The organism is Neotamlana nanhaiensis (assembly GCF_000943555.1).
GTDB lineage: Bacteria > Bacteroidota > Bacteroidia > Flavobacteriales > Flavobacteriaceae > Neotamlana > Neotamlana nanhaiensis.
This window is the reverse complement of the sequence record NZ_JTDV01000015.1, coordinates 136,856-158,188: the sequence shown is the minus strand read 5'-3', so window position 1 is coordinate 158,188 and position 21,333 is coordinate 136,856. Positions and strand designations below refer to the sequence as shown.

Genomic DNA, 21,333 nt, shown 5'->3' with positions numbered 1-21,333 from the left:
ATACCTTTTTCGCTTGCTGCTTTAACGGCTTCTAAACAAACATCGGCAGCACCTTGTGAAATAGCTGGTGTAATACCTGTCCAGTGAAACCACTCAACACCATCAAAAACAGCATCCCAATCAATCATACCAGACTCGATTTCTGCAATAGCAGAATGCGCTCTATCGTAAACTACTTTACTACCTCTACTTACAGCTCCTGTTTCTAAGAAATAAATTCCTAAACGATCGCCACCCCAAACTATTTTATCTACGCCTACACCACGCTTACGCATCTCCATCATAGCACATTCACCAATATCATTTTTTGGTAAACGAGTTACAAAATCAACATCAACACCATAATTTGCTAGCGATACCGCTACGTTTGATTCGCCACCACCATATACAACATCGAAATTGTTAGCTTGCGAAAATCTTAAAAATCCTTGAGGTGCTAATCTTAACATGATCTCCCCAAATGTTACTACTTTACTCATTTATTTTTAGTTTGATTTGATTGTTTAATTAGAGATTAACTAAAAGCTAAACCACCGTTTATATCTACATTGTTTCCTGTTATAAAACTTGCCTCGTTTGATGCTAAATACACAACCAAATCTGCAACCTCATTGGCTTGCCCTTCGCGACGTAAAGGTGTACTTCCTGCTACTTTGTTTCTAATCTCGTCTTTTGTAAAATCATCATGAAATTTAGTGCCAATTAAACCAGGACATACAGCATTTACTCGAATACCTTTAGGACCAAGTTCTTTGGCCATGGCTCTTGTAAACGTAGTTACCGCTCCCTTTGAAGAACTGTATAACGATGAACCGCCTCCACCACCATCTCTTGCCGCTTGCGAAGACAAATTTATTATTGATGCACCTTCACCCATTAACGGCTCGAAAACTTGCATAGAAAAAACCGTAGATTTAAAATTTACTCCCATTACTAAATCGTAAAAAGATTCATCGAGTTCTTGGAGTGTTTTACGCGCAAAAAGACCACCTGCATTGTTAACCAAAATATCTACGTTATCGCCAAATGCTTCAATGGTTTTCGCCTTTAATTGTTGAATATCTTCAATTTTAGAAACATCTGCCCTAACTGCAATGGCCTCTCCTCCAAATTCTTCAATTTCTAAAATTGTATTATTAGCGCTTTCTTCAGAATTTAAATAATTAATAACCACTTTAGCTCCTGATCGTGCTAGCTTAATAGCTATAGATTTACCAATATCTCGAGATCCGCCTGTAACAACAGCAACTTTACCTTCTAACTTTTTCATAATATTAAATTTTCTAAGTTTTTATAAGATTATTAAAAATGTATAAATACATTTAATCAAGACTTAAATACCTAACCCCTGTCCGCCACCTACTTGGATAGTTTCGGCAGTTAAAAATGCTGCTTGATCACTCACTAAAAACGACACTACTGATGCCACATCTTCTGGTTGACCTAAACGACCTAACAGAATATTGTTTTTCCATGAAGCAAATACCTCTGGTTTAGTTGATTTTATTTGTTTGTGAAAATCGGTGTCGATAGTACCTGGAGAAACTGCATTAACACGAATTCCATACTCGGCTAAATCTTTAGCAAGTGCTCTTGTTATAGCATGAACAGCTGCTTTTGAAGTACCATAAACACCTGCACCCGGACCACCAGCATTCCACCCTGCAATAGATGTATAGTTAATAATTGAAGCGTTATAACCCTTCTTCAAAAAAGGAATGGCTGCTCTTGAGGCAAAAAACGTTGAATCTAAATTTAAAGCCATCACGAATCTATAGAATTCGGTAGTCATACCTTCAAAACGAGAGCGACCACCAAGTCCGCCCGCATTATTAATTAACGCATCAATTTTACCATATTTTTCGCCAATTTTTGTAATATTTTCAGTTACTTCATTTTCTTTAGTAACATCAAATCCATAGTACTCTGTGGTAATACCTTCAGCTTTTAATTCTTTTACTCTTTCTGCTCCAGCTTGGTCTTCAATACCATTTAATACAACGGTATAACCGTCTTTCCCTAAACGTTTTGCTACTTGAAAACCAATTCCTCCTGTAGCTCCTGTAATTACTGCTACTTTATTTTTTAAACTACTCATTACTACTATTTTTAAATTTTATTTTACAATTAATAATTCGACTTTTTCGTGACTGGTCCGATGTTTTTTATGAACATAAAAATGGACAACACCCCTAACCCAACAGATACACAAATGGCTACAAAAGCTGGTGTATAAGAACTTTCGGTAATCTGGCCAACAAACCAATTCATTATCATTGGCGAGACGGCAGCTACTGTACCTGCTAAACCAGCCAAAGTACCAACAGAAGATCCTTTAAATAAATCGCTTGAAATAGTTTGAATGTTTCCAATGGCAAATTGAAACCCAAATAAGGCCAAACCTGCTAGGTAAATAAATGTCATGAAATTGTCTTCTCTAACTAAGGTTATAATGCCCACAAAGGCTAGAAGAATTAAAACGCCGCCAATAGTGATAGTAATTTTTCTAGAGATGTTAACCGAATAATTTTTCATTAAATAGCCTGTAAACATCCCACCCAAAATACTACCAACAGCAGCCATGAGATAAGAAATCCATATGGTTTGTGTTTCTTTAATATTTAACCCAAATCTATCGGCTAAGTATAAAGGCATCCAACCAACAAAAAACCACCAAATAGGCTCTATAAAAAATCGGCATAACAAAACACCCCAAGATTGTTTATAACTTAAAATTTGTGCCACACTTAAACCTCTAGTTTTTTGTTCTTGAACGTCGTCTTCAATTCTATCGTTTAAAATTAAGGCGCGTTCTTTATCGGTTATCCAAGCATGCTCTTCTGGTCTAGCTTTGTTTATAAATAACCATGGAATAACCCATAACATACCTATAGCCCCCAAAATAATGTACGTTGTTTTCCAGCCAAACTGTGTGTATAAAAACACGATAACAAAAGGCGCTATTACGTTACCAATTGATGCTCCAGCATTAAATATACCTTGAGCTGTTGCACGTTCTTTAATAGGAAACCATTCGCCGTTACTTTTTACAGCACCAGGCCAATTACCAGCTTCTCCTAACCCCAGCAACCCACGAACAAGCGATAAGGAGACTAAGCCTTTTGCAAACGCATGAAAAACAGAGGCTACCGACCAAACTATTATAGATACTGTAAACCCTAAGCGTGTGCCAATAATATCATAAAGCTTACCAGAAGCAAATTTTCCAATGGCATAAGTAGCCATAAAAATGTTTAACATAATGGCATAATCGGCATTGTCCATACCTAAATCTTGTCCCATTTCGGGCCAAAGTAACGCAAATGCTGTTCTATCGATGTAATTTATAACTGTGGCTAGAAATATAAGTGTAATAATCCACCAACGTAATCCTTTAATTTTCATATCTTAAATTTTAAGCAATAGATATCCTGCACAGTGAAAAACCTGTGTAAAAACTTTAAAAAGCTGTGTCTACTTTTTATTTATTTAAATGAAGAAAAACTTAAAATCTAAGAATTTCTTCCCTCCTAATTTTTTATTTATATGAAGTTAAAAGCGTGCATTTTTTAACTTCAAGATATTATATTTTACTTGTTATAACAGTATTGATATAACACACTAAAATGTTCTTTCATTTTTTGTTTCGCTAATGCCGGATTTTGAGTCTTTATAGCCTCATATATCTCTGTATGTTCTTTAATACCTAACATAGACATACGTTTATCGCAAACGTGATATTTCTCGAAATCCATAATAATTTGAGGCGTAATTGTTAACATAAACGTATTTATTGTACTGTTTCCACTAGCTTTGGCAATAGCTAAATGAAATAATAAATCTTCTTGAACAGCATCTTCGCCCGATTTAACTGTACGTTCGTAAGCATCTAATGCGTCCTTAATCCGTTTTAAATCGGATTCTGTTCGTCTTAACGACGCTAACTTAACCGTTTTAAGTTCTAGTAAAATTCTGGTCTCTACAAGCGATTTAAAATCTTGTTCTTCTAAACCTAAAATTTCATCAATCATTCCATTCATGGCTATAACACCAATATTAGCAACAAATGTTCCACTTTGAGGAATAGATTGCAAAATACCATAAAACTCTAATTGTTGTATAGCATCACGAATATTGCTTCTGGTTACCGCAAATTTTTCGGCTAGCATACGTTCTGAAGGTAGCTTATCGCCTGGTTCTAAATTTTTGTAATTAATTAACTCTCTAATTTTTTCTATAATTACATTTTGCAAACTTGTTGAATCGCTAAATGATTTTGCCGCTTCTAACTTCATTGTTCTTCGATATTATATTTTGGTTAACCAATTTTCAAATTTAGTAAAAATAGTTTCAATACGACTACATTAGGTTTTACTTAATATTTTATTTTCTTCAAATCTAATCTTACATATTTATACTTTTTTTAATTGGAGCAATTCAATAACATAAATTACTCCAATTATTATTTTAACGATGCAATTAATATCCTGAGTTTTGAATAATTACACCATCTGTAGCTAAAATTTCAGATACTGGCACAGGAAAAACATAATAATCACTATTTACAGTTTCTCCCATTTCTACATCAACTGTACCTGTTCTTACTAAATCGAACCAACGCTGCCCTTCAAAAGCTAATTCTAATCGTCTTTCATTTAAAATTACTTGTTTTACTTCTGCCTGAGTATTGGCTGTTCCGCTTAAACTATTTAAACCTGCCCTTGTTCGAATGTCATCTAGTAATGCAAGAATAGTGGCTGATTGCGAACCATTTGAATTATTATTTTCGTTTAATGTTTCAGCATATAACAAAATTACATCTGCTAATCTTAATTCTATCCAGTCGTGTTCTGCTCCTAAACCTCCTTCTTTGGGAAATTTAATTGCTGTTGTGCCATCTTCACTTAAAGTTACGGCTCTTCTTAGATCTATCCCACCTCCATTGGCATCACTATTATCAAAAGCTGCAATTAAATCTGGATCTACAGGAAAATCTGATTTTGAATCGTCTCCAACAAACCAATTCCAAAAATCAGAACCAAATGAATATTCATCTGTTATAGAACTTGAAATTTGAGTTGAAAAGATAATTTCGGAATTTGAAACTTCGTTTGCTGCTCCAAAAATTTCGTTAAAATTAGCTTTTAAACTAATTCCTGCTGAGGCAGCTCCATTAACTACAGCTGCTAAATGAGGCTCTGCACTTCCATAATTCCCCATAGTTGCATATACTTTACCTAATAAACCCTGAGCCGCATATTTTGATGCTCTTCCATTAACAATTTCTGTGTCTAAAACTGCCATTGCATCTTGTAAATCTGGAATAATTACATTGTTATAAACATCTGTGGCCGGTTGCCTAACTAATATTGAAGAATCCGAAAAACTTGGGTTTGCTTGTAAATTTACAGAAACATCTCCAAAAACTTGTACTAATTTAAAATATGATAATGCTCTTAAAAATTTCGCTTCACCAATTTCTGATTCGTTTGTAGAATTTTCAATTACGTTATTTGCACTTAATATAGACTTATATAAAGCTGTGTAAAAAGGGCCAAAAAACTGATCTTCCATGGCTGTTAAGCCGTTATCAAATTCATCAAATTCTGTGTAAGGCGCTTCATCCATTAAGGCATTATCTGATCTAAATTCACCCATTACAGCAATTGGAGTTACTGTACTTAGTTGGTAATAGTAAGCTGCATTTAAAACGCCAGCAAAGTCATCTAAAGAATCTGAACTCGCTATGTTTGGAGGAAATTGATCTAAATCATTACTACACGCAGTTGTTAGCAATACCATTCCTATTAAAAATAAATATATTTTTTTCATCGTATTTTTTATTAAAAATTAATATTTAAACCAAGTGTAAAACTTCTAACGATAGGGCTTGCTCCTACTTGAGCTCCATAAGTTGTTGGTCCTAAATAATCACCGCCTGAAGTTTTAACTCCTTCTGGGTTGTAAGACGTGTAATTGTCTGCCATGATGTAAAGTAAATTTGTTGCTGCGGCATATAATCTGGTAGATTTTAAACCAACTTTACTAATCCATTCTGGTTTAAGCGTATAACCTATGGTTAAATTTCTTAATGCTATAAATGATGCATCTTGTATTGTCGCATCGGTTTGATATCTGTTACCTGTATAAAACTCTCCATTATGATCTGCAACGCCGTCATCATTAGCATCAAAAGAATCAACTAATCTTCCACTCCATTGCGACTCATAATATAGTGGGTCTATATTATAAACTTCGGCTCCCTGTGACCCCTGAAATTGAAGTGACATATCGAAATTTTTATAACGTAAATTATGTGTCATACCCCAATAAAAATCTGGAGTATTAGAACCAATTTTTACCAAATCTCCACCATCTTCTACAGTTCGTGTATTATCTATAATACCATCTCCATTTTGATCTACAACATAAGATTCTCCTGTTGTATTATTTGGATGCCTTGTTCCATCTTCAAGATAAATCATTTCTACTTCTCCTGTGGTTTCTAACCCCCACATTTCGCCTATTTCTCCTCCAACATAATTTCTAAATACTGGACCTCTACCACTTTGACCATAAATAGCTTGTGGTAACTCTTGTAACCCTCCTAAATCGGTAATTTCTGTTTCTACAGTAGCTAAGTTAGCTCCCATAGACCAAGAAAAATCATTGTTATTAATCAAATTAGCACTTAACTCGAACTCCATACCATTACTTCTTACATCTCCCGAATTTAATATGATTGATGTTGTACCATAAAGTTCTGAAACACTTTGATTTATTAATATACCTTCGATATCTGAGGTGTAATAATCGATACCTAATCTAAAACGGTTATTTAAGAAACCTAAATCTACACCATAATTAGTTTCTGTATTAGTTTGCCAAGTTAAATCTGGATTAGCAACATTTGATGGTATTAAATACCCTGTACCATAAATAGTTGCTTGTGGATCTAATAAACTCAAAGAATCATAAGAGCCCAAGAAGGATGTTGTACCAAGAGAACCTGTACTAAATCTAAGCTTTAATTGACTTAAAATATTATTATCTTCAAGGAAAGCTTCGTTATGTATATTCCACCCTAATGAAAGCGCAGGAAAAATTTCGAACCTATTATTGGCACCAAAGCGAGAGTCTCCATCGCGTCTGGCAGAAACAGATAATAAATAACGATCGTCGTAAGCGTAATTAATTCTCCCAAATACACTTCGTCTTACTCTTGTTTCATCTCTTTCGGTCACAGTAATATCGGCTGGATTAAATAAATTAAAGTTTTGTATAGCTGTATCTGGAACATTTGCTCCTCTTAGTGCTGTACCTTTTAAAGTAGTTGTTTGAAATTCTATACCTGCTACTGCTGCTACATCATGCTTACCAAATACATGAGCATAATTTAACGTCGTTTCGCTTAATACAGTTGATACTTTTAAATCGGTTTGATTCATGTAAGTTTGACTGGTTCTGGCTCTTGAGTCATAACCTAAAAGTCTGTGTTCGTAAAACTGAGTATCTCGAAAATCGCCACCTAAAACAGTTTTAATGTTTAAATCACTTAGTATATTATATTGTAAATACGAACTTACATTACCAAAAAATGTTTTTTCCCAACGCTCTGTGTTATCTAGCTTTGCAGCTGGACCTGCATCACCAGAACCACCAATACCATTATTTGCTCTTCCATAATGCCAATCTTGCGCTGCCATTCCTGGTACTAAATCGTAAATACTACTAGCTTCGTAAGTTGAACCTCTATAACCATTATCAAAAGCAGCTAAACCTAAATTTTGTGCTTGCTGATCTAACTGTTGCACAAAAGCTATAGATTCCTCTGTATGATATACTGGATGTACCCCATAAGACCTAAGTAAGTCTCTCATGTCATGACCAAGAATATCTCTATCTGATGTAAACCCATTAAAACTAATTCCAGTTTTAAATTTGTCGCCTAACTTAGCATCAACATTTAAACGCGCATTTAACCTCTCGAATCCTTGTGTAATTACTACACCTTCTGCATTTTGATAACCCATAGATGCGAAATAATTAACATCGTCTGTACCGCCACTCATACTAAAATCGTGGCTCATAGCATTTCCATTTTGAAATAACCAATCTTCTGGACTTATGGCTCCAGGAGAGTTTTCGTAAGCACTCAATCTGAACTCTACAAAATCTGGATCTATTTGTGAAAGATCCCAATTACCATTAGCAATTTCATTTCTTGCATGAGCAGCCCATTCTGGACCAGACATTAAAATATTCTTTTTATACTTACTAGAAGTACTCACGTAAGTATTGTAGCTAAAACTAGCTTTACCTGTTTTACCTTTTTTTGTTGTTACTAATATAACTCCATTTGCACCTCTAGAACCATATATCGCAGCAGATGCAGCGTCCTTTAATACTTCTAAACTTTCTATATCGTTGGGGTTAACAGTTGCCAAACTTCCAGAAATAGGATAACCATCTACAACGATTAAAGGGCTAGAGTCTCCCGAAATTGATGATGCCGCTCTAATTTGAATTTTTGGATCTGCTCCAGGCGCACCATCCTGATTTTGAATTAAAACACCTGGTAATTTACCTGCTAATGCTTCATCTACACGAGATGCTTGAATTGCCGCTACTTCACCACCTCCAACTTTTGCAACTGCACCTGTAAGATGTGATTTTTTTCTTGCTCCATAACCCACCACTACAACCTCATCTAACTTAGCAAGATCTTCGTTTAATGTTACATTTAACGTTGTTTGATTTGAAATAGTTATATTTTGAGTTTCAAATCCTATATATGAGAATTGGAGAATATCTCCTTCGTTTACATTAATTTCATAAACACCATCAAAATCGGTCGTAGTACCTTTTAATGTGTTTTGAATTATTACGTTTACACCTGGAATTGGAACACCGTCAGCAGAAGACACAACAGTACCCTTAACTACAACTCCATTTTGAGCCATTAAAACAGCATTAAATAACAATGCTACAACTAGAGTTAGCTTAATTTTTAAATTCATAATTTGTCTTTTAGTTTAGTTATAAAGCCAGAAGTGGTATGGCTTTATTTAAAATTTAATTAACTAACACTTATGCTATAACATAGATTGTAAACATTTTTTCGTAATTTTGAATTTTACATGTTATGCTTAGCATTTCGTGTTCTACATACTTCCCTCCTAAAAGAAGTAATGTTTACAAAAAGGATAGGCGTGCACCTGTCCTTTTTTAGTTTTTAATCATAAATAATACATTTTAAAATTATTATACATTTCTTTAGTTTCAATTGTTTTTTGGGTAACCAAATTGGTTTACCAGTTTGGTTACCCAAATATAAATTATTTTTTTATTAAAAGCAATAAAAAATAAATTTTAACAGTTTTACTCCATAAAATCTTCTCTAATAGGACTAAAGACATCTATTAAAATACCTGTTTTTGTGCATTTTGCACCATGAAGCACATTTGGTGGTATATAAACAGAATCGCCATCTTTAACGATTTTAGTAACCCCTCCAATGGTAAATTCCCATTCGCCATCGATACAATAGGTAACTTGAGAGTGGTAATGTTTATGTTCGTACCCAATACCACCTGCTTCAAAATGTACTTTTACGAGCATAATTTTATCATCGTAACCCATAATTTTACGTTTTACACCTTCGCCTACAACCTCCCAATCTTGAGCATTATCGAGTAAAAATTCTTTGCTTGATCCGAAACTTTTCATGTTTTATGTATTTAAATTAATTAATGTATAAGCACCTTCCCATTGATACTTAACTGATTTAATAGTAAGTTGATGTGTTCTATTTAAATTACTGCTAGAGTTGCTCATAATAAATAGCTTTTGAGTGTTGTTTATTAATGTGAATTCTACAGCCGTATAATCGTTATTATTGCACAACACACGAATATCTTTTAAATTGCTATATGCATTATTTGCTATTTCTGAAACTGGACTATAAGTACCATGAGATTCTAATACAGATAAAAACAAGGCATTTTCTGTATCTTTTTTCCTTATAATTAAACATGGATCGTTTCTTAAATTATAGTCAGGATCGTTAGCCCCTATACGTGCCATAATAATATTATCGTTTTTAGATGTTAAGGCCGTATAAGTATAAAACCTATTGCTATGTAGCCAATTGAACTTAATATTTTCTCCGTTTGATGTGGCAATCGCTTCTTTGTATAAATGTTGATAACCATTATTTGTCCCCAAAACTTCTGGCGTATCAAGCTTAGAATATTTAAAACTAGTTTGCATTATTTGGCCTAAATAATATAATGGTAAGTCGTACTGATTTTTGTTTGAAGACTCCACTCTAAATATATCTAACACTATTGGATTTGTATCTTCTTCTAAGGTTATAAGGGCCATTGTTCTGTGTAATTTTGTATTGGAGTAAGCATTAAACTCTTTGGCACTAGCTACTTTTATAGCGTCGCTATCGGCACTAAACACATAAGCATTAGAGTGGTGTTTACTAGCAATTTCATAAGCACCTTGAAAATGAGAAACCTTGTTTTGAACTACGGTATTATGCGCAATAGTTTGTTTAGCAAAGGTTGTATTTTCTTTTAAATAGTTACCACCACCTTTTTGCTCTATATTTACAAATCGTGCTAAACCGTAATCTTGAACAACTTCTTCTCCGTTATCAAATAAAGCAAAGGATAGTTTATCGAAATGCCCATGACTTAAACCGTGTGCAGTGTATTTAAAAACAAGTTCTAAATCTTTACTTCGTAAAACACCAACAGCGCCTTGTTTGCCGTTTGAACCATCGGATAATTCTATTGATTTTTTAATAAAAGGTTGCTCTTTACCTGCTTTAATACCCATTGCTACAGTTAAACCAGCATCGTTTAAACTTACTCGATTTTGCTGTTTTGCAATACTTAACAATTCTGGGTTTTGTTCACCAAAATGGTAAGCTATATCAACAGCAGATACTAATGCTGAAGTATGGTACGACATGCCTTTTTGAGCATCGTTTAACAAGAAAAATTCACCTTTTGCATTACTTAAATTTAATAAAGCGTTTACACTTTTAATTAACACACTGTCTTTAAACTTAAACACCTCTAATTCTGGTTTTTTATTTTGTAAGGCTTGAGCAAAAACTAAAAACGGATAAGACGCATAACGTTGGTAATATGGCCCCTCGGTGTAATAACCATCGGGAGAGAAAGGGTCTTCTAAATTTGCAAAAAAGCCAGCTTTACCATGTTTATTAATAAATCCGCCATCGTTATCTTTTAATGTTGGGTCTATTTTTAAGTTCTTAATACCATAAAGCGCACGGTTTAATAGGGTGTCATCGTCCATTACTAAGGCCATCATCCCCACAGCAACACTGCCCCAAGTGCTATGATTGTGCACACGATTAAAAAACTGAGGATTTTCAATAGAAATAAAATTAGCAAAAGGCTTAAATAATTCTTGCTCTAAAATCTCTCGCTCGTTTTTTGATAAAAAATTATATATACAATCGTAAGCTTGACTGGTATAAACTAACCAATTAGAATCGTTTAAGCATTGCCAAAATAGTTTACCACGAGCATACGATCTTGTTTTTGGATGCACTGGTAATGTTGGGTATAATTTAGCATATTCAAACAGCATTTGCTTTACATAATTGGCATAAACATCATCATTCAAAATTTGAAAAAGCACACCAGCTTTTTGCATTGTTATGTAATTTTTTTTGTGTCTTTCGTGCGTGTAACCACCAGAATAGTGTTTAGGCACGGGGACTTCGATGCCATTTTTTATTTCGTTATCTACTTCTTTTTTAACTATCTCTAGCGAAGAATCAAAAATGGGAATAGTACCCAAATGTTTCTTAATTTTAACAACGCCTTCTTGAGTTAAAATAAGATTAGGATGACTTCCTTTGGTTTTTAAAATAAAACGTTGTGGTTTGGGTTCATTTTTACATGACCATACTACAATCAATGCAACCCATAAGGCTAACACTTTAATACGACTTAAACTTTTCATAACTATTTATTTAAAGTTGCGCCTAAAGCGTTACCATGAGTTCCCTTATGTTTTAACACCGAGTTAGGTTCTAACTGTAATGTAGTTTCGTTTAAATCAGGTTTTAAATGCCACAGGTTCTCAACATTATAAACTTGATCGCCTGTAATACCTATTTCTCCAGAATTATAAAAATTATTGTTTAACACGTTTACAATAGGTTCGCCCACCACCAAATGCATATTTAATCCCTTAGAATTATTAAAAATATTATTGTTTATATAATTTACCTGTACACCGTATAAAGACATTGCAGTGTTAAATTTATTCTTTTTACCATGTCCTACATTATCTATGGTATTATTCTCAAACTCTAAAAATGGCCCAAAAGTGCTTTCGTCTGTTCCTCCTCTGTACAAGCGTAAAGCAGCACCTTGTACATTGCTTATTATGTTGTTCTTCATAATAATATACTCGGCATTGTAGGCTCCAATATCGTCGGTTTCTTTATCGAGCGAAGCAATATGTCCTGTTATATTTTTAAACGTAGAATTAGTTATACTTATAGTGTCTGCAAAAGTACCTTTAGCGACGCGAAGCACATCGAAAGAATGATTTACAACCAAATTTTGAAACGTACAATTGTTAACAAATAGTTTGTAGTTATTAATCATTGACGTTTTACTTGTACTAATTACTGAATTGCCTGCGTAATCTGGAGAGCTCGCACCATCAAACTTAATATTATCGAGATTTAAACTACCGCCATCACTAATTTCGAAAGCCATCATCCGTTCGAAAAGAATTGTAGATTTTTCAGAACCCATTGTTTTAACCGTAATTGGATGTTTAACTTTTACAGACTTTGTAACTTTATAAGTTTTACCAGCTTCCAGTTGAAGCACATCGCCTGGAGAAGACATATTAACAGCATTAAACAACGTATTTATACCTGATGCCACTTCAATAATTTTACCGCTATTAAACGCTGCTACATTATTTTCTTTTTTATACCAAGGCACTCCCGTGTTAGTTTTTGTAGCGATATCTTTATGAATATTTACTTTAGGTTCTGTATTTTTTAAAGTAGGAATTAAGAAGCCATTATTTTTAACTAACTCAAATTCTTTTTTAACAAAACCCTCTAAAATTCCTACTTCTATATTTTTACTTACCTCATTGTTATTAAAAGCAATACCACTTATATCATCATAAATAGTGAATAAATCCTCTTTTTTATCGTGATAAAAGATATTGTTTGAAATTAACGAATTAACAGGAGGTGCACTACGCTCTGCATCGCTACCCGCACACAATTGTATATGGTCGCAATTAACAAAAATATTATCGCTAACTCTCGAGTCGCTCACCTGCACATAACGGTTTGGTGGCGAATTTGGCACACCATTCATCATTACAAAAGCTCCACGAAATCTATAACCAGTTAACCCATAGTGATAATTATTTATTACAGTTTGCGATTCATTAATAACACGAACACCACCTGTACTTGGTTTCCCATTACCTAAAAACACATTGCTATCAACTAAAGTTTCGTTACCATGTCGCATGGTTAATGTGCCTGTACACTCGAAAAAAGTATTGTATTTAAACGTATTTTTACAGGATTTGTTTGATATTATTTCGTGTTCGCCGTTACACCTATCGAAATAATTAGATTCAACTAACGTATTTGAGTTTTTTAAGGCATAATGACTAGTACCTATTCTTAATGTTTCGCCGCCATTGTTTCCAAAAGTAGGACGCGGGCCAAAATAATTATGATCTATTTTATGATGATTCTCGCGACTTGCTTCGGTATCTAAACCTACAATCATGGTAACTCCCAAATTCTTTTTACCAACAATGTGGTTATGATCTATTCGGTTATTTTTTCCATAAATAGTCACCCAATAATCTTGAACATGGCGCTCAGGATTGTTATAATTATCTATTACGCATTCGGTTAAACGACAATTGTTAGCCAATTCATTTTTATTCTTTCTAAAAGAAATAACAGCATTTGTAGGTGTAAACCCATTTTTAAACACTAAACCCTTAACAATTAAATGCTCACCTGCAATTTGTAAATTAGATTGCCCTTGTAAAATTACTTTTCCTTTATCTTCTGCCGATAAAATTATAGGGTTATCCTTTGTTCCTTTTGCTTGAAAAACAAGTTCTACATCTTTCCAAATTCCGTTTGCTAAAACCAATTGGTCGCCTGGTTTTGCATGCTTTACGGCATTATTAAATTCTCTAATGTTGTTAATTAAAAGGCCTTGATTTTTAGGCGTACTACATGAAAAAGCAAAAAGCATAATTAACATTATACTAATTAATTGTGGTGTCTTATTATTCATTTTAAATTGGTTTACCAGTTTGGTTTACCAAATATACATTTATTTATATATTCCACAAAATAAGAATCACTCAATTAAAAATTTTAACATATTAAAAGTACTCTAAAAGACCAAGAACTCCATTATAAGAAATAATACACGAAAAACATAATGCTGCACACAGACCAATATTAACCCCTAGATTAGTTTTATAACCTTTCATTACTTTTTTATTGTTAACTAATAAAATAATACCAAGTATAACTGCTGGTAAAACAAATACATTAAATACTTGCGACAGTATCTGCATTTCGATAGGATTTGCACCAAAAATTGGCACAATAAGAGCCACTAAACAAGCAATAAAAGTTATTATTCTAAATTGACGCGAATTAGTATCTAGCTCACCAGATTGGTAATCGGCTAATAACAATGGCGCAATAAGTAAACATGGAAAAATTGAAGACAATCCGGCACTTAGGGTACCAAAAAAGAAAATAGAAACAGCTAAATTACCAGCTATAGGCTCCAAAGTATTAGCCATATCTAAAACTTTTGTAACTACTTTACCTTCTAAAAATAAAGCACCGCACGCCACAGCCATAACCGATGCACTAATTACAAATACTAAAATGGCTGCTGTAATGGCATCCTTTTTTTGTTGATCTAAATTTTTAATAGTCCAACCTTTACCTTTTACAAATAATGGTCGAGATAAAAATGTTGCTGCAGCCATTGTAGTACCAACAAAAGCGGCTACCATCATTTTACCACCTGGAACTTGAGGAATTGAAGGTAAAAAGCCTTTTATAACATCTAAAGGAAGTGGTTGCACAAAAAACAATGAAATTATAAAAGAAAGTCCCATAAAAGTTACAAAAATGACTAAAACTTTCTCAAAAAAAGTGTATTTTCCAATTAACATTATTCCATAAAAAACACTAATTATTACAATTGCAGTAATTAAAATGGTTTCATATTTATAAGGAATTACACCCTCAAAATTAATTGCTAAAATCTCATAAATTATATTTGCAGAAATACCTAAAATTCCCATTAAAGAATTCCACTGACCGAAAGAAACTCCTACAATAATTAAAATGGCTAAAAATTTGCCATATTTAATATGTTTTTTAAATGCATAAAGTGCTGTTTCGCCAGTTATTAAGGCAAAATTACCATATACAAACATTAACAAACCCGAAAACAAACAACTTAACAATAACACCCAAAGCAACTGCATGCCAAATGTACTTCCTGCTACAATCATTGAAGTTACACTTCCTGTACCAATAGTATAGCCGATAGCAAAAATACCTGGACCAAATGCTAAAACAATAGCTAACAATTTTTGTAAAAACGTTTTTTTTGTTGTGTTGGTATTCATAATTTGGTATTTAGTTGGTCTTTTTTAATGCTACAGATTTTTAACAATTTGTTTTACAACATCTTGAGGAAGCATTTCAATATCTACAGAAATCGCGTTTTTTGGCAATTCGAGAATACTGTATTGCGATTTAAGTAACTCTGGTGGCATAAAGTGATTTGTTCTTTGGGTTAACCTTTTGTATATGGCGTCGAATGTCCCTGTTAAATGAACCCACTTTACTTGATTATTAATTTTTTTACTTAAGATTTTTCTATAATTTTCCTTTAAAGCAGAACACACAATTACACAGCTCGTACTTTTTAATTGTTGTCTTGCTAACGTATTTAAGTCAGTAAGCCAACTTTGTCTGTCGGTATCGTTTAAAGCTTTACCAGATGCCATTTTGCGTACGTTAACTTCTGGATGAAAGTCGTCGCCATCAAAAAAAGGAATATTTAAATAGTTTGCTAGTTTTTTACCTATAGTAGATTTTCCCGAGCCAGAAACTCCCATTACATAAATTACAATATGTGAATCCATGTTTAAATCTCAGGCTTTACACCCTCACCTATTGTGCAGTTTCTAAACCAAACTTCAGCATAACTTCCATGAGCATACTGCTTAGCAATGTCTCCATCATAAGTATTAGAACCTGTACTCCAAATCATATTGGTGATGGGCTTTTTACCATTGGTTTGGTTGTAAGCGCCTTGCTTAAAGTTTTGCAATTCACCTGTATAAGCTAAAGGTTTTTCGGTTCCATCTCTTCCAATTTTAGCATATAGATTTGTTATTTGTTGTGGTATGTCCTCCTTTTTTATATATTCAGATTTAATTAAATTTTTTGTAAAGGTTTTCGTTTCATGACCGTTACACATAAATTTTAAATACATTATACCTCTATACACATTAATTTCGTAGCTAAACTCTTCGCCTAAAGCAATACCGTTTTCTGGCTCGTCAGGATAAGTATGGGCAGTAGAGCCTAAAACAGACATGTCGTAGCCCCAAACCGCTGTTGAAAAATCCCAACGTTTATCGTTACTACCTTCAGTATTAATTTCGTAATTCCAAAACACAGAACCTTTTGTATGCCCAGGAAATTTTTTATAAAATATTTTTAAAGGCTCGTTCTCATGCCCTTCGGTTCCATGAATTTGCCCAACAACTACTGCAAAAGAAGCCGCTACACGTGCATCTCCTGTAGTTGAAACATGTTGAACTTTTAAAGTCCCTGTTAACTTTCCTCCTTCCATAGGCTTCCAATGTTTCTTCTGCCCCATCTCGCTTCTTGTATTTCCAGAATTTGGCGAAGTAATTCCAGAGTTTGGTGTTTTATAAACTACCCAATCATAGTCACCATCATTTTCTACGTAAAAAAAATCGTCTTTTTTATAATTCACTAAATCATCACTACGGGTACCATCTCCTAATAAAATCTTCCATTGATCCATAAAAGGTAAAACATCGCTTGGGTATTGTTTATGTACAGTGTTTTGAGGTATTGTTGTTGTTTGAATATCTTTAGAAGTATTGTTTTTACAATTAAAACAACAAGTTAATAGTGCAAGAAAAATATAAGCTCTCATGGTAAATCTTATTTTTAAGTTTAGTATATATTTTAATTGGTTTTCCAAACTGGTTAACCAATTAATTTTTTCAAAAATACAGAAATACAATTAACTTCCAAAATTTTAACATTTAAATATTGTCTACATTACCAGTATATTTTAAAAAAATTTAAGTCATTTTCTCTTTCAAATTAAAAAAACCATTAATTTTACCAACCAGAACAGAACAGACCAGTTTGTGGATTTTTCAATTGATATAAATATAGAATCACCTAAATACCAGCAACTTGTAAATGCTGTTAACGATGCGTTAGCTAACAACACATTAAGCAGTGGCGATGCCTTACCTTCGGTGAATAGTATTTGCAAAGACTATAAACTGTCTCGCGATACGGTGTTTAAGGCCTACTCTATTTTAAAGGAAAATGGCGTTATAGAATCTGTTCCTAACAAAGGATATTTTGTAGCAAACGATACTCGAAAAGTCCTTTTAGTACTTGACACTTTTAAAGCTTACAAAGAAGTACTTTACCATGCTTTTGTAAATAATTTACCTAAAAAAGTAATTGTCGATGTTCAATTTCATCATTATAATATCAATAACTTTAAAACGATATTAAACAATAGCAAGGGTAAATATTACAAGTATGTGGTAATGAATTTTAATCACAAAGAAGTGCCGAAAGTTCTTAGTGATTTTGATATCGAAAAACTCTTATTAATCGACTGGAACATTCATTCAACTTCAGCAAACAATTATGTGTTTCAAGATTTTGGTAACGCTTTCGCGGAAGCTTTAACAGATGCAAAATCAGCTTTTAAAAAGTATAAGCGTTTGGTATTTGTGTATCCATCGTTTACCTATCACCCGTTTGAAACCATTACGCACTTTAAGCAATACTGCGATACCGAAAACTTTAAATATAAAGTCATTACAGACATTAAAGATTTTGAAGTAAAAAAAGGTGATGCCTACCTAAGTGTCAGCGATCGTGTTTTAGGCTTGTTTTTAGAACAATGCCGTACTAAAAACTTAGAACCTGGAACAGATACTGGATTTTTATCTTACAACGAAACACCAATGAAACCTTTTATTTACAAAGGCATTTCGGTGATCTCAACCGATTTTAAAGCCATGGGAAATATGGCAGCTCAATTTATAAACCAAGAACAATCAATACAAAAATATATACCCACTAAACTTATTTTAAGAGAATCATTGTAATGTATTATTTAGGATTAGACATAGGAAGTTCTTCTATTAAAGCAGCACTGGTAGATACCGAAACCAGTAAAAGTATTGCTGTTGTACAAGAACCAGAACAAGAAATGGATATGTATGCCGAAAAAAATGGTTGGGCAGAACAAGATCCAGACATTTGGTGGCAACATGTTTGTAATGCCATTTCAAGATTAAAAACCGAAAACAACATTACCAGCGAACAAATTGTAGGCATTGGTATTTCCTACCAAATGCACGGTTTAGTCATTGTGGATAAAGCTGGAAAACCACTACGAAAAAGCATTATTTGGTGCGATAGTAGAGCGGTTGAAATTGGAAATACCGCATTCACTAGCATTGGTGAAGCAACATGTAGCACTGCCCTACTTAATTCGCCTGCAAATTTTACCGCTTCAAAACTCCGTTGGGTTAAAGAAAATGAACCCGAAACTTTTGAAAAAATCTATAAGTTTATGTTGCCTGGAGATTATATCGCTTATAAATTCTCCGACACTATAAACACGACTATTTCTGGTTTATCTGAAGGCATTTTTTGGGATTTCAATAAAGATAATATCGCCGAATTTTTGTTAGAACATTACGGTATAAACAGGGATTTAGTACCCGACATCGTCGATACATTTGGCAAGCAGTCTATTGTAGATGAAGCTGGTGCTGAATCTAGCGGATTACAAGTTGGCACGCCTATTTTTTATCGTGCTGGCGACCAACCTAACAACGCTTTATCTTTAAATGTTTTTAACCCTGGCGAGGTTGCATCAACAGGAGGCACTTCGGGTGTTATTTACGCCATTACAGATAGCTTATCGGTTAAAGAAAGTTCGCGTGTTAACAATTTTGCACACGTTAACTACGCTAAAGGCACCGACGCTCGTATTGGCAAACTGCTTTGTATTAACGGTGCAGGCATTCAATACCGTTGGTTATTAAACAATTTAGCCGTTCAATCTTACGACGACATGAACGCGCTCACCAACGACATTCCTGTAGGTAGTGATGGTGTTTGTATTATTCCTTTCGGTAATGGTGCCGAACGCATGCTTAACAATAAAGATGTTGGTACACGCATTTTAAACCTCAACCTCAATAATCATCATAAAGGTCATTTATGTCGTGCGGCTCTTGAAGGTATTGCCTTTTCGTTTGTGTATGGTATGGAAATATTAAAGTCTGACGGCATTAATCCTACAGTCATTCGTGCTGGAAATGATAATTTATACCGTTCTGAAATTTTCGCAAATACGGTCGCAACACTAATCAATCAAGATATTGAAATTTACAATACTACAGGCGCCATTGGTGCTGCACGTGCTGCTAAACTTCATGAAGGTGATTTTGAAAGCTTTGGAACAGGCATTATTGAAAATGATTATGTAATGACTTACAAACCATTAGACGACAAAGCGCCTTACATAGAGGCTTATAACAACTGGAAAAACGAATTAGAAATTATATTAAAAAACAATAACTAAATTTTAAAAACATGGCATTAATAGGAAACAAAGAATACTATAAAGGTATTGGAGAAATTAAATATGAAGGAAAGGAATCAGACAATCCTTTAGCGTTTAAATATTACAACCCAGACCAAGTAGTTGCTGGAAAAACCATGAAGGAATGGTTTAAATTCTCGGTAGCTTACTGGCATACGTTTTGCGGGCAAGGTAGCGACCCATTCGGTCCTGGAACTTTGAACTTTCCATGGGATGCATCAAACGATGCGGTTCAAGCGGCTAAAGACAAAGCTGATGCTGCTTTTGAGTTTATCACAAAAATGGGCTTTGGTTACTACTGTTTTCACGATGTAGATTTAGTACGCGAAGGCAAGTCGTTTGGCGAATTAGAATCTAATTTGGCCGTAATTACCGAATACTTAAAAGAAAAACAAGCTGCTTCTGGCGTAAAATTACTTTGGGGTACAGCTAACTGTTTTTCTAACCCAAGATATATGAACGGTGCTTCTACCAACCCAGATTTTAATGTGGTTGCCAGAGCTGGTGGACAAATTAAACTAGCGTTGGATGCAACTATTGCACTTAACGGTGAAAACTATGTATTCTGGGGTGGTCGCGAAGGTTACATGAGCTTATTAAATACCGATATGGGTCGGGAATTAGACCACATGGGGCAATTCTTAACCATGGCGAGAGATTACGCTAGAGCGCAAGGTTTTAAAGGAAACTTCTTTATTGAACCAAAACCCATGGAACCGATGAAACATCAATACGATTTCGATTCTGCAACCGCTATCGGATTCTTAAAAGCATATGGTTTAGATAAAGATTTCAAAATTAATATTGAAGTTAACCACGCTACATTAGCACAACACACATTTCAGCATGAAATTGAGGTGGCCGCTAAAGCAGGTATGCTAGGTAGTTTAGATGCTAACCGTGGCGATTACCAAAACGGTTGGGATACAGACCAGTTCCCTAACAACATACAAGAAACAACAGAAGCAATGTTGGTATTCTTAAAAGCCGGTGGTTTACAAGGTGGCGGTGTTAATTTTGACGCTAAAATTAGAAGAAACTCAACCGATTTAGAAGATGTATTTTTAGCTCACATTGGTGGTGCCGATACGTTTGCTAGAGCTTTAATTACTGCCGATAAAATTATCTCATCATCGCCTTATGATAAATTAAGGAAAGAACGTTACAGTAGTTTCGATTCTGGAAAAGGAAAAGATTTTGAAGCTGGAAAATTAAGTTTAACCGATTTATATGAAATCGCTCAAGAAAACGGGGAATTACCATTACAGAGTGGTAAACAAGAGTTGTTTGAGAATATTATCAATCAGTATATCTAAAATAGATA

At 34.0% G+C, this 21,333-nt stretch carries 16 protein-coding genes; 3 read left to right on the top strand and 13 right to left on the bottom strand.

The window, feature by feature from the left end; genetic code table 11:
* The 13 genes from PK35_RS15255 to PK35_RS15195 form a co-directional block, all read right to left on the bottom strand.
* Positions 1–479, bottom strand: a 479-nt coding sequence (locus PK35_RS15255) for a sugar kinase (RefSeq protein ID WP_044625267.1), incomplete at its 3' end; no start/stop codon positions are given.
* A 35-nt stretch (positions 480–514) separates the two neighbouring features.
* On the bottom strand, positions 515–1,270 hold the full coding sequence (locus PK35_RS15250) for an SDR family NAD(P)-dependent oxidoreductase (protein WP_044627434.1): 756 nt from the start codon (positions 1,268–1,270) through the stop codon (positions 515–517).
* 63 nt (positions 1,271–1,333) lie between these two features.
* Positions 1,334–2,098 carry an SDR family NAD(P)-dependent oxidoreductase gene (locus tag PK35_RS15245; RefSeq protein ID WP_044627433.1) on the bottom strand — a complete coding sequence of 255 codons (765 nt, stop codon included), beginning with the start codon at positions 2,096–2,098 and terminating at the stop codon, positions 1,334–1,336.
* Positions 2,099–2,127: 29 nt separating this feature from the next.
* The gene (locus PK35_RS15240; RefSeq protein WP_044627432.1) at positions 2,128–3,405 is read right to left on the bottom strand and encodes an MFS transporter; all 1,278 of its coding nucleotides are present in this window, start codon (positions 3,403–3,405) and stop codon (positions 2,128–2,130) included.
* A 185-nt stretch (positions 3,406–3,590) separates the two neighbouring features.
* On the bottom strand, positions 3,591–4,295 hold the full coding sequence (locus tag PK35_RS15235) for a FadR/GntR family transcriptional regulator (protein WP_044627431.1): 705 nt from the start codon (positions 4,293–4,295) through the stop codon (positions 3,591–3,593).
* A 184-nt stretch (positions 4,296–4,479) separates the two neighbouring features.
* A complete protein-coding gene (locus PK35_RS15230; RefSeq protein WP_044627430.1) occupies positions 4,480–5,832 on the bottom strand; it encodes a RagB/SusD family nutrient uptake outer membrane protein in 1,353 nt (450 codons plus the stop codon).
* A gap of 11 nt (positions 5,833–5,843) precedes the next feature.
* A complete protein-coding gene (locus PK35_RS15225) occupies positions 5,844–9,020 on the bottom strand; it encodes a SusC/RagA family TonB-linked outer membrane protein (protein WP_044627429.1) in 3,177 nt (1,058 codons plus the stop codon).
* Positions 9,021–9,381: 361 nt separating this feature from the next.
* A complete protein-coding gene (locus tag PK35_RS15220) occupies positions 9,382–9,729 on the bottom strand; it encodes a cupin domain-containing protein (RefSeq protein ID WP_044627428.1) in 348 nt (115 codons plus the stop codon).
* Between the two features lie 3 nt (positions 9,730–9,732).
* Positions 9,733–12,012, bottom strand: coding sequence for a heparinase II/III domain-containing protein (locus PK35_RS15215; protein WP_044627427.1), 2,280 nt, complete (start codon positions 12,010–12,012; stop codon positions 9,733–9,735).
* 2 nt (positions 12,013–12,014) lie between these two features.
* Positions 12,015–14,354: a polysaccharide lyase 6 family protein gene (locus PK35_RS15210; protein ID WP_044627426.1), complete on the bottom strand. Its 2,340-nt coding sequence runs from the start codon at positions 14,352–14,354 to the stop codon at positions 12,015–12,017.
* 91 nt (positions 14,355–14,445) lie between these two features.
* On the bottom strand, positions 14,446–15,720 hold the full coding sequence (locus PK35_RS15205; RefSeq protein WP_044627425.1) for an Nramp family divalent metal transporter: 1,275 nt from the start codon (positions 15,718–15,720) through the stop codon (positions 14,446–14,448).
* A 30-nt stretch (positions 15,721–15,750) separates the two neighbouring features.
* The gene (locus PK35_RS15200) at positions 15,751–16,242 is read right to left on the bottom strand and encodes a gluconokinase (protein ID WP_044627424.1); all 492 of its coding nucleotides are present in this window, start codon (positions 16,240–16,242) and stop codon (positions 15,751–15,753) included.
* A 2-nt stretch (positions 16,243–16,244) separates the two neighbouring features.
* A complete protein-coding gene (locus PK35_RS15195) occupies positions 16,245–17,291 on the bottom strand; it encodes a polysaccharide lyase family 7 protein (protein WP_044627445.1) in 1,047 nt (348 codons plus the stop codon).
* Between the two features lie 220 nt (positions 17,292–17,511).
* On the opposite strand from PK35_RS15195, the gene PK35_RS15190 reads away from it, so the two are divergent.
* From PK35_RS15190 to xylA, 3 genes are read left to right on the top strand one after another with little or no spacing between them, the layout of a single operon-like run.
* A complete protein-coding gene (locus tag PK35_RS15190; protein ID WP_082048602.1) occupies positions 17,512–18,498 on the top strand; it encodes a GntR family transcriptional regulator in 987 nt (328 codons plus the stop codon).
* Positions 18,498–19,988: a xylulokinase gene (locus PK35_RS15185; protein ID WP_044627422.1), complete on the top strand. Its 1,491-nt coding sequence runs from the start codon at positions 18,498–18,500 to the stop codon at positions 19,986–19,988. Before PK35_RS15190 ends, PK35_RS15185 begins: the two co-directional genes overlap by 1 nt.
* An 11-nt stretch (positions 19,989–19,999) precedes the next feature.
* Positions 20,000–21,325 (top strand): xylose isomerase, encoded by a 1,326-nt coding sequence (gene xylA, locus PK35_RS15180; protein ID WP_044627421.1) that lies wholly within the window; start codon positions 20,000–20,002, stop codon positions 21,323–21,325.
* Positions 21,326–21,333 lie beyond the last annotated feature (8 nt).

Excerpts from the sequence above, each read along its gene's own strand:
- PK35_RS15245 (WP_044627433.1), bottom strand. The coding sequence starts at position 2,098 with ATGAGTAGTTTAAAAAATAAAGTAGCAGTAATTACAGGAGCTACAGGA.
- PK35_RS15240 (WP_044627432.1), bottom strand. The coding sequence starts at position 3,405 with ATGAAAATTAAAGGATTACGTTGGTGGATTATTACACTTATATTTCTA.
- xylA (WP_044627421.1), top strand. The coding sequence starts at position 20,000 with ATGGCATTAATAGGAAACAAAGAATACTATAAAGGTATTGGAGAAATT.
- PK35_RS15210 (WP_044627426.1), bottom strand. The coding sequence starts at position 14,354 with ATGAATAATAAGACACCACAATTAATTAGTATAATGTTAATTATGCTT.
- PK35_RS15215 (WP_044627427.1), bottom strand. The coding sequence starts at position 12,012 with ATGAAAAGTTTAAGTCGTATTAAAGTGTTAGCCTTATGGGTTGCATTG.
- PK35_RS15235 (WP_044627431.1), bottom strand. The coding sequence starts at position 4,295 with ATGAAGTTAGAAGCGGCAAAATCATTTAGCGATTCAACAAGTTTGCAA.
- PK35_RS15195 (WP_044627445.1), bottom strand. The coding sequence starts at position 17,291 with ATGAGAGCTTATATTTTTCTTGCACTATTAACTTGTTGTTTTAATTGT.
- PK35_RS15205 (WP_044627425.1), bottom strand. The coding sequence starts at position 15,720 with ATGAATACCAACACAACAAAAAAAACGTTTTTACAAAAATTGTTAGCT.
- PK35_RS15250 (WP_044627434.1), bottom strand. The coding sequence starts at position 1,270 with ATGAAAAAGTTAGAAGGTAAAGTTGCTGTTGTTACAGGCGGATCTCGA.
- PK35_RS15225 (WP_044627429.1), bottom strand. The coding sequence starts at position 9,020 with ATGAATTTAAAAATTAAGCTAACTCTAGTTGTAGCATTGTTATTTAAT.
- PK35_RS15220 (WP_044627428.1), bottom strand. The coding sequence starts at position 9,729 with ATGAAAAGTTTCGGATCAAGCAAAGAATTTTTACTCGATAATGCTCAA.
- PK35_RS15200 (WP_044627424.1), bottom strand. The coding sequence starts at position 16,242 with ATGGATTCACATATTGTAATTTATGTAATGGGAGTTTCTGGCTCGGGA.
- PK35_RS15230 (WP_044627430.1), bottom strand. The coding sequence starts at position 5,832 with ATGAAAAAAATATATTTATTTTTAATAGGAATGGTATTGCTAACAACT.
- PK35_RS15185 (WP_044627422.1), top strand. The coding sequence starts at position 18,498 with ATGTATTATTTAGGATTAGACATAGGAAGTTCTTCTATTAAAGCAGCA.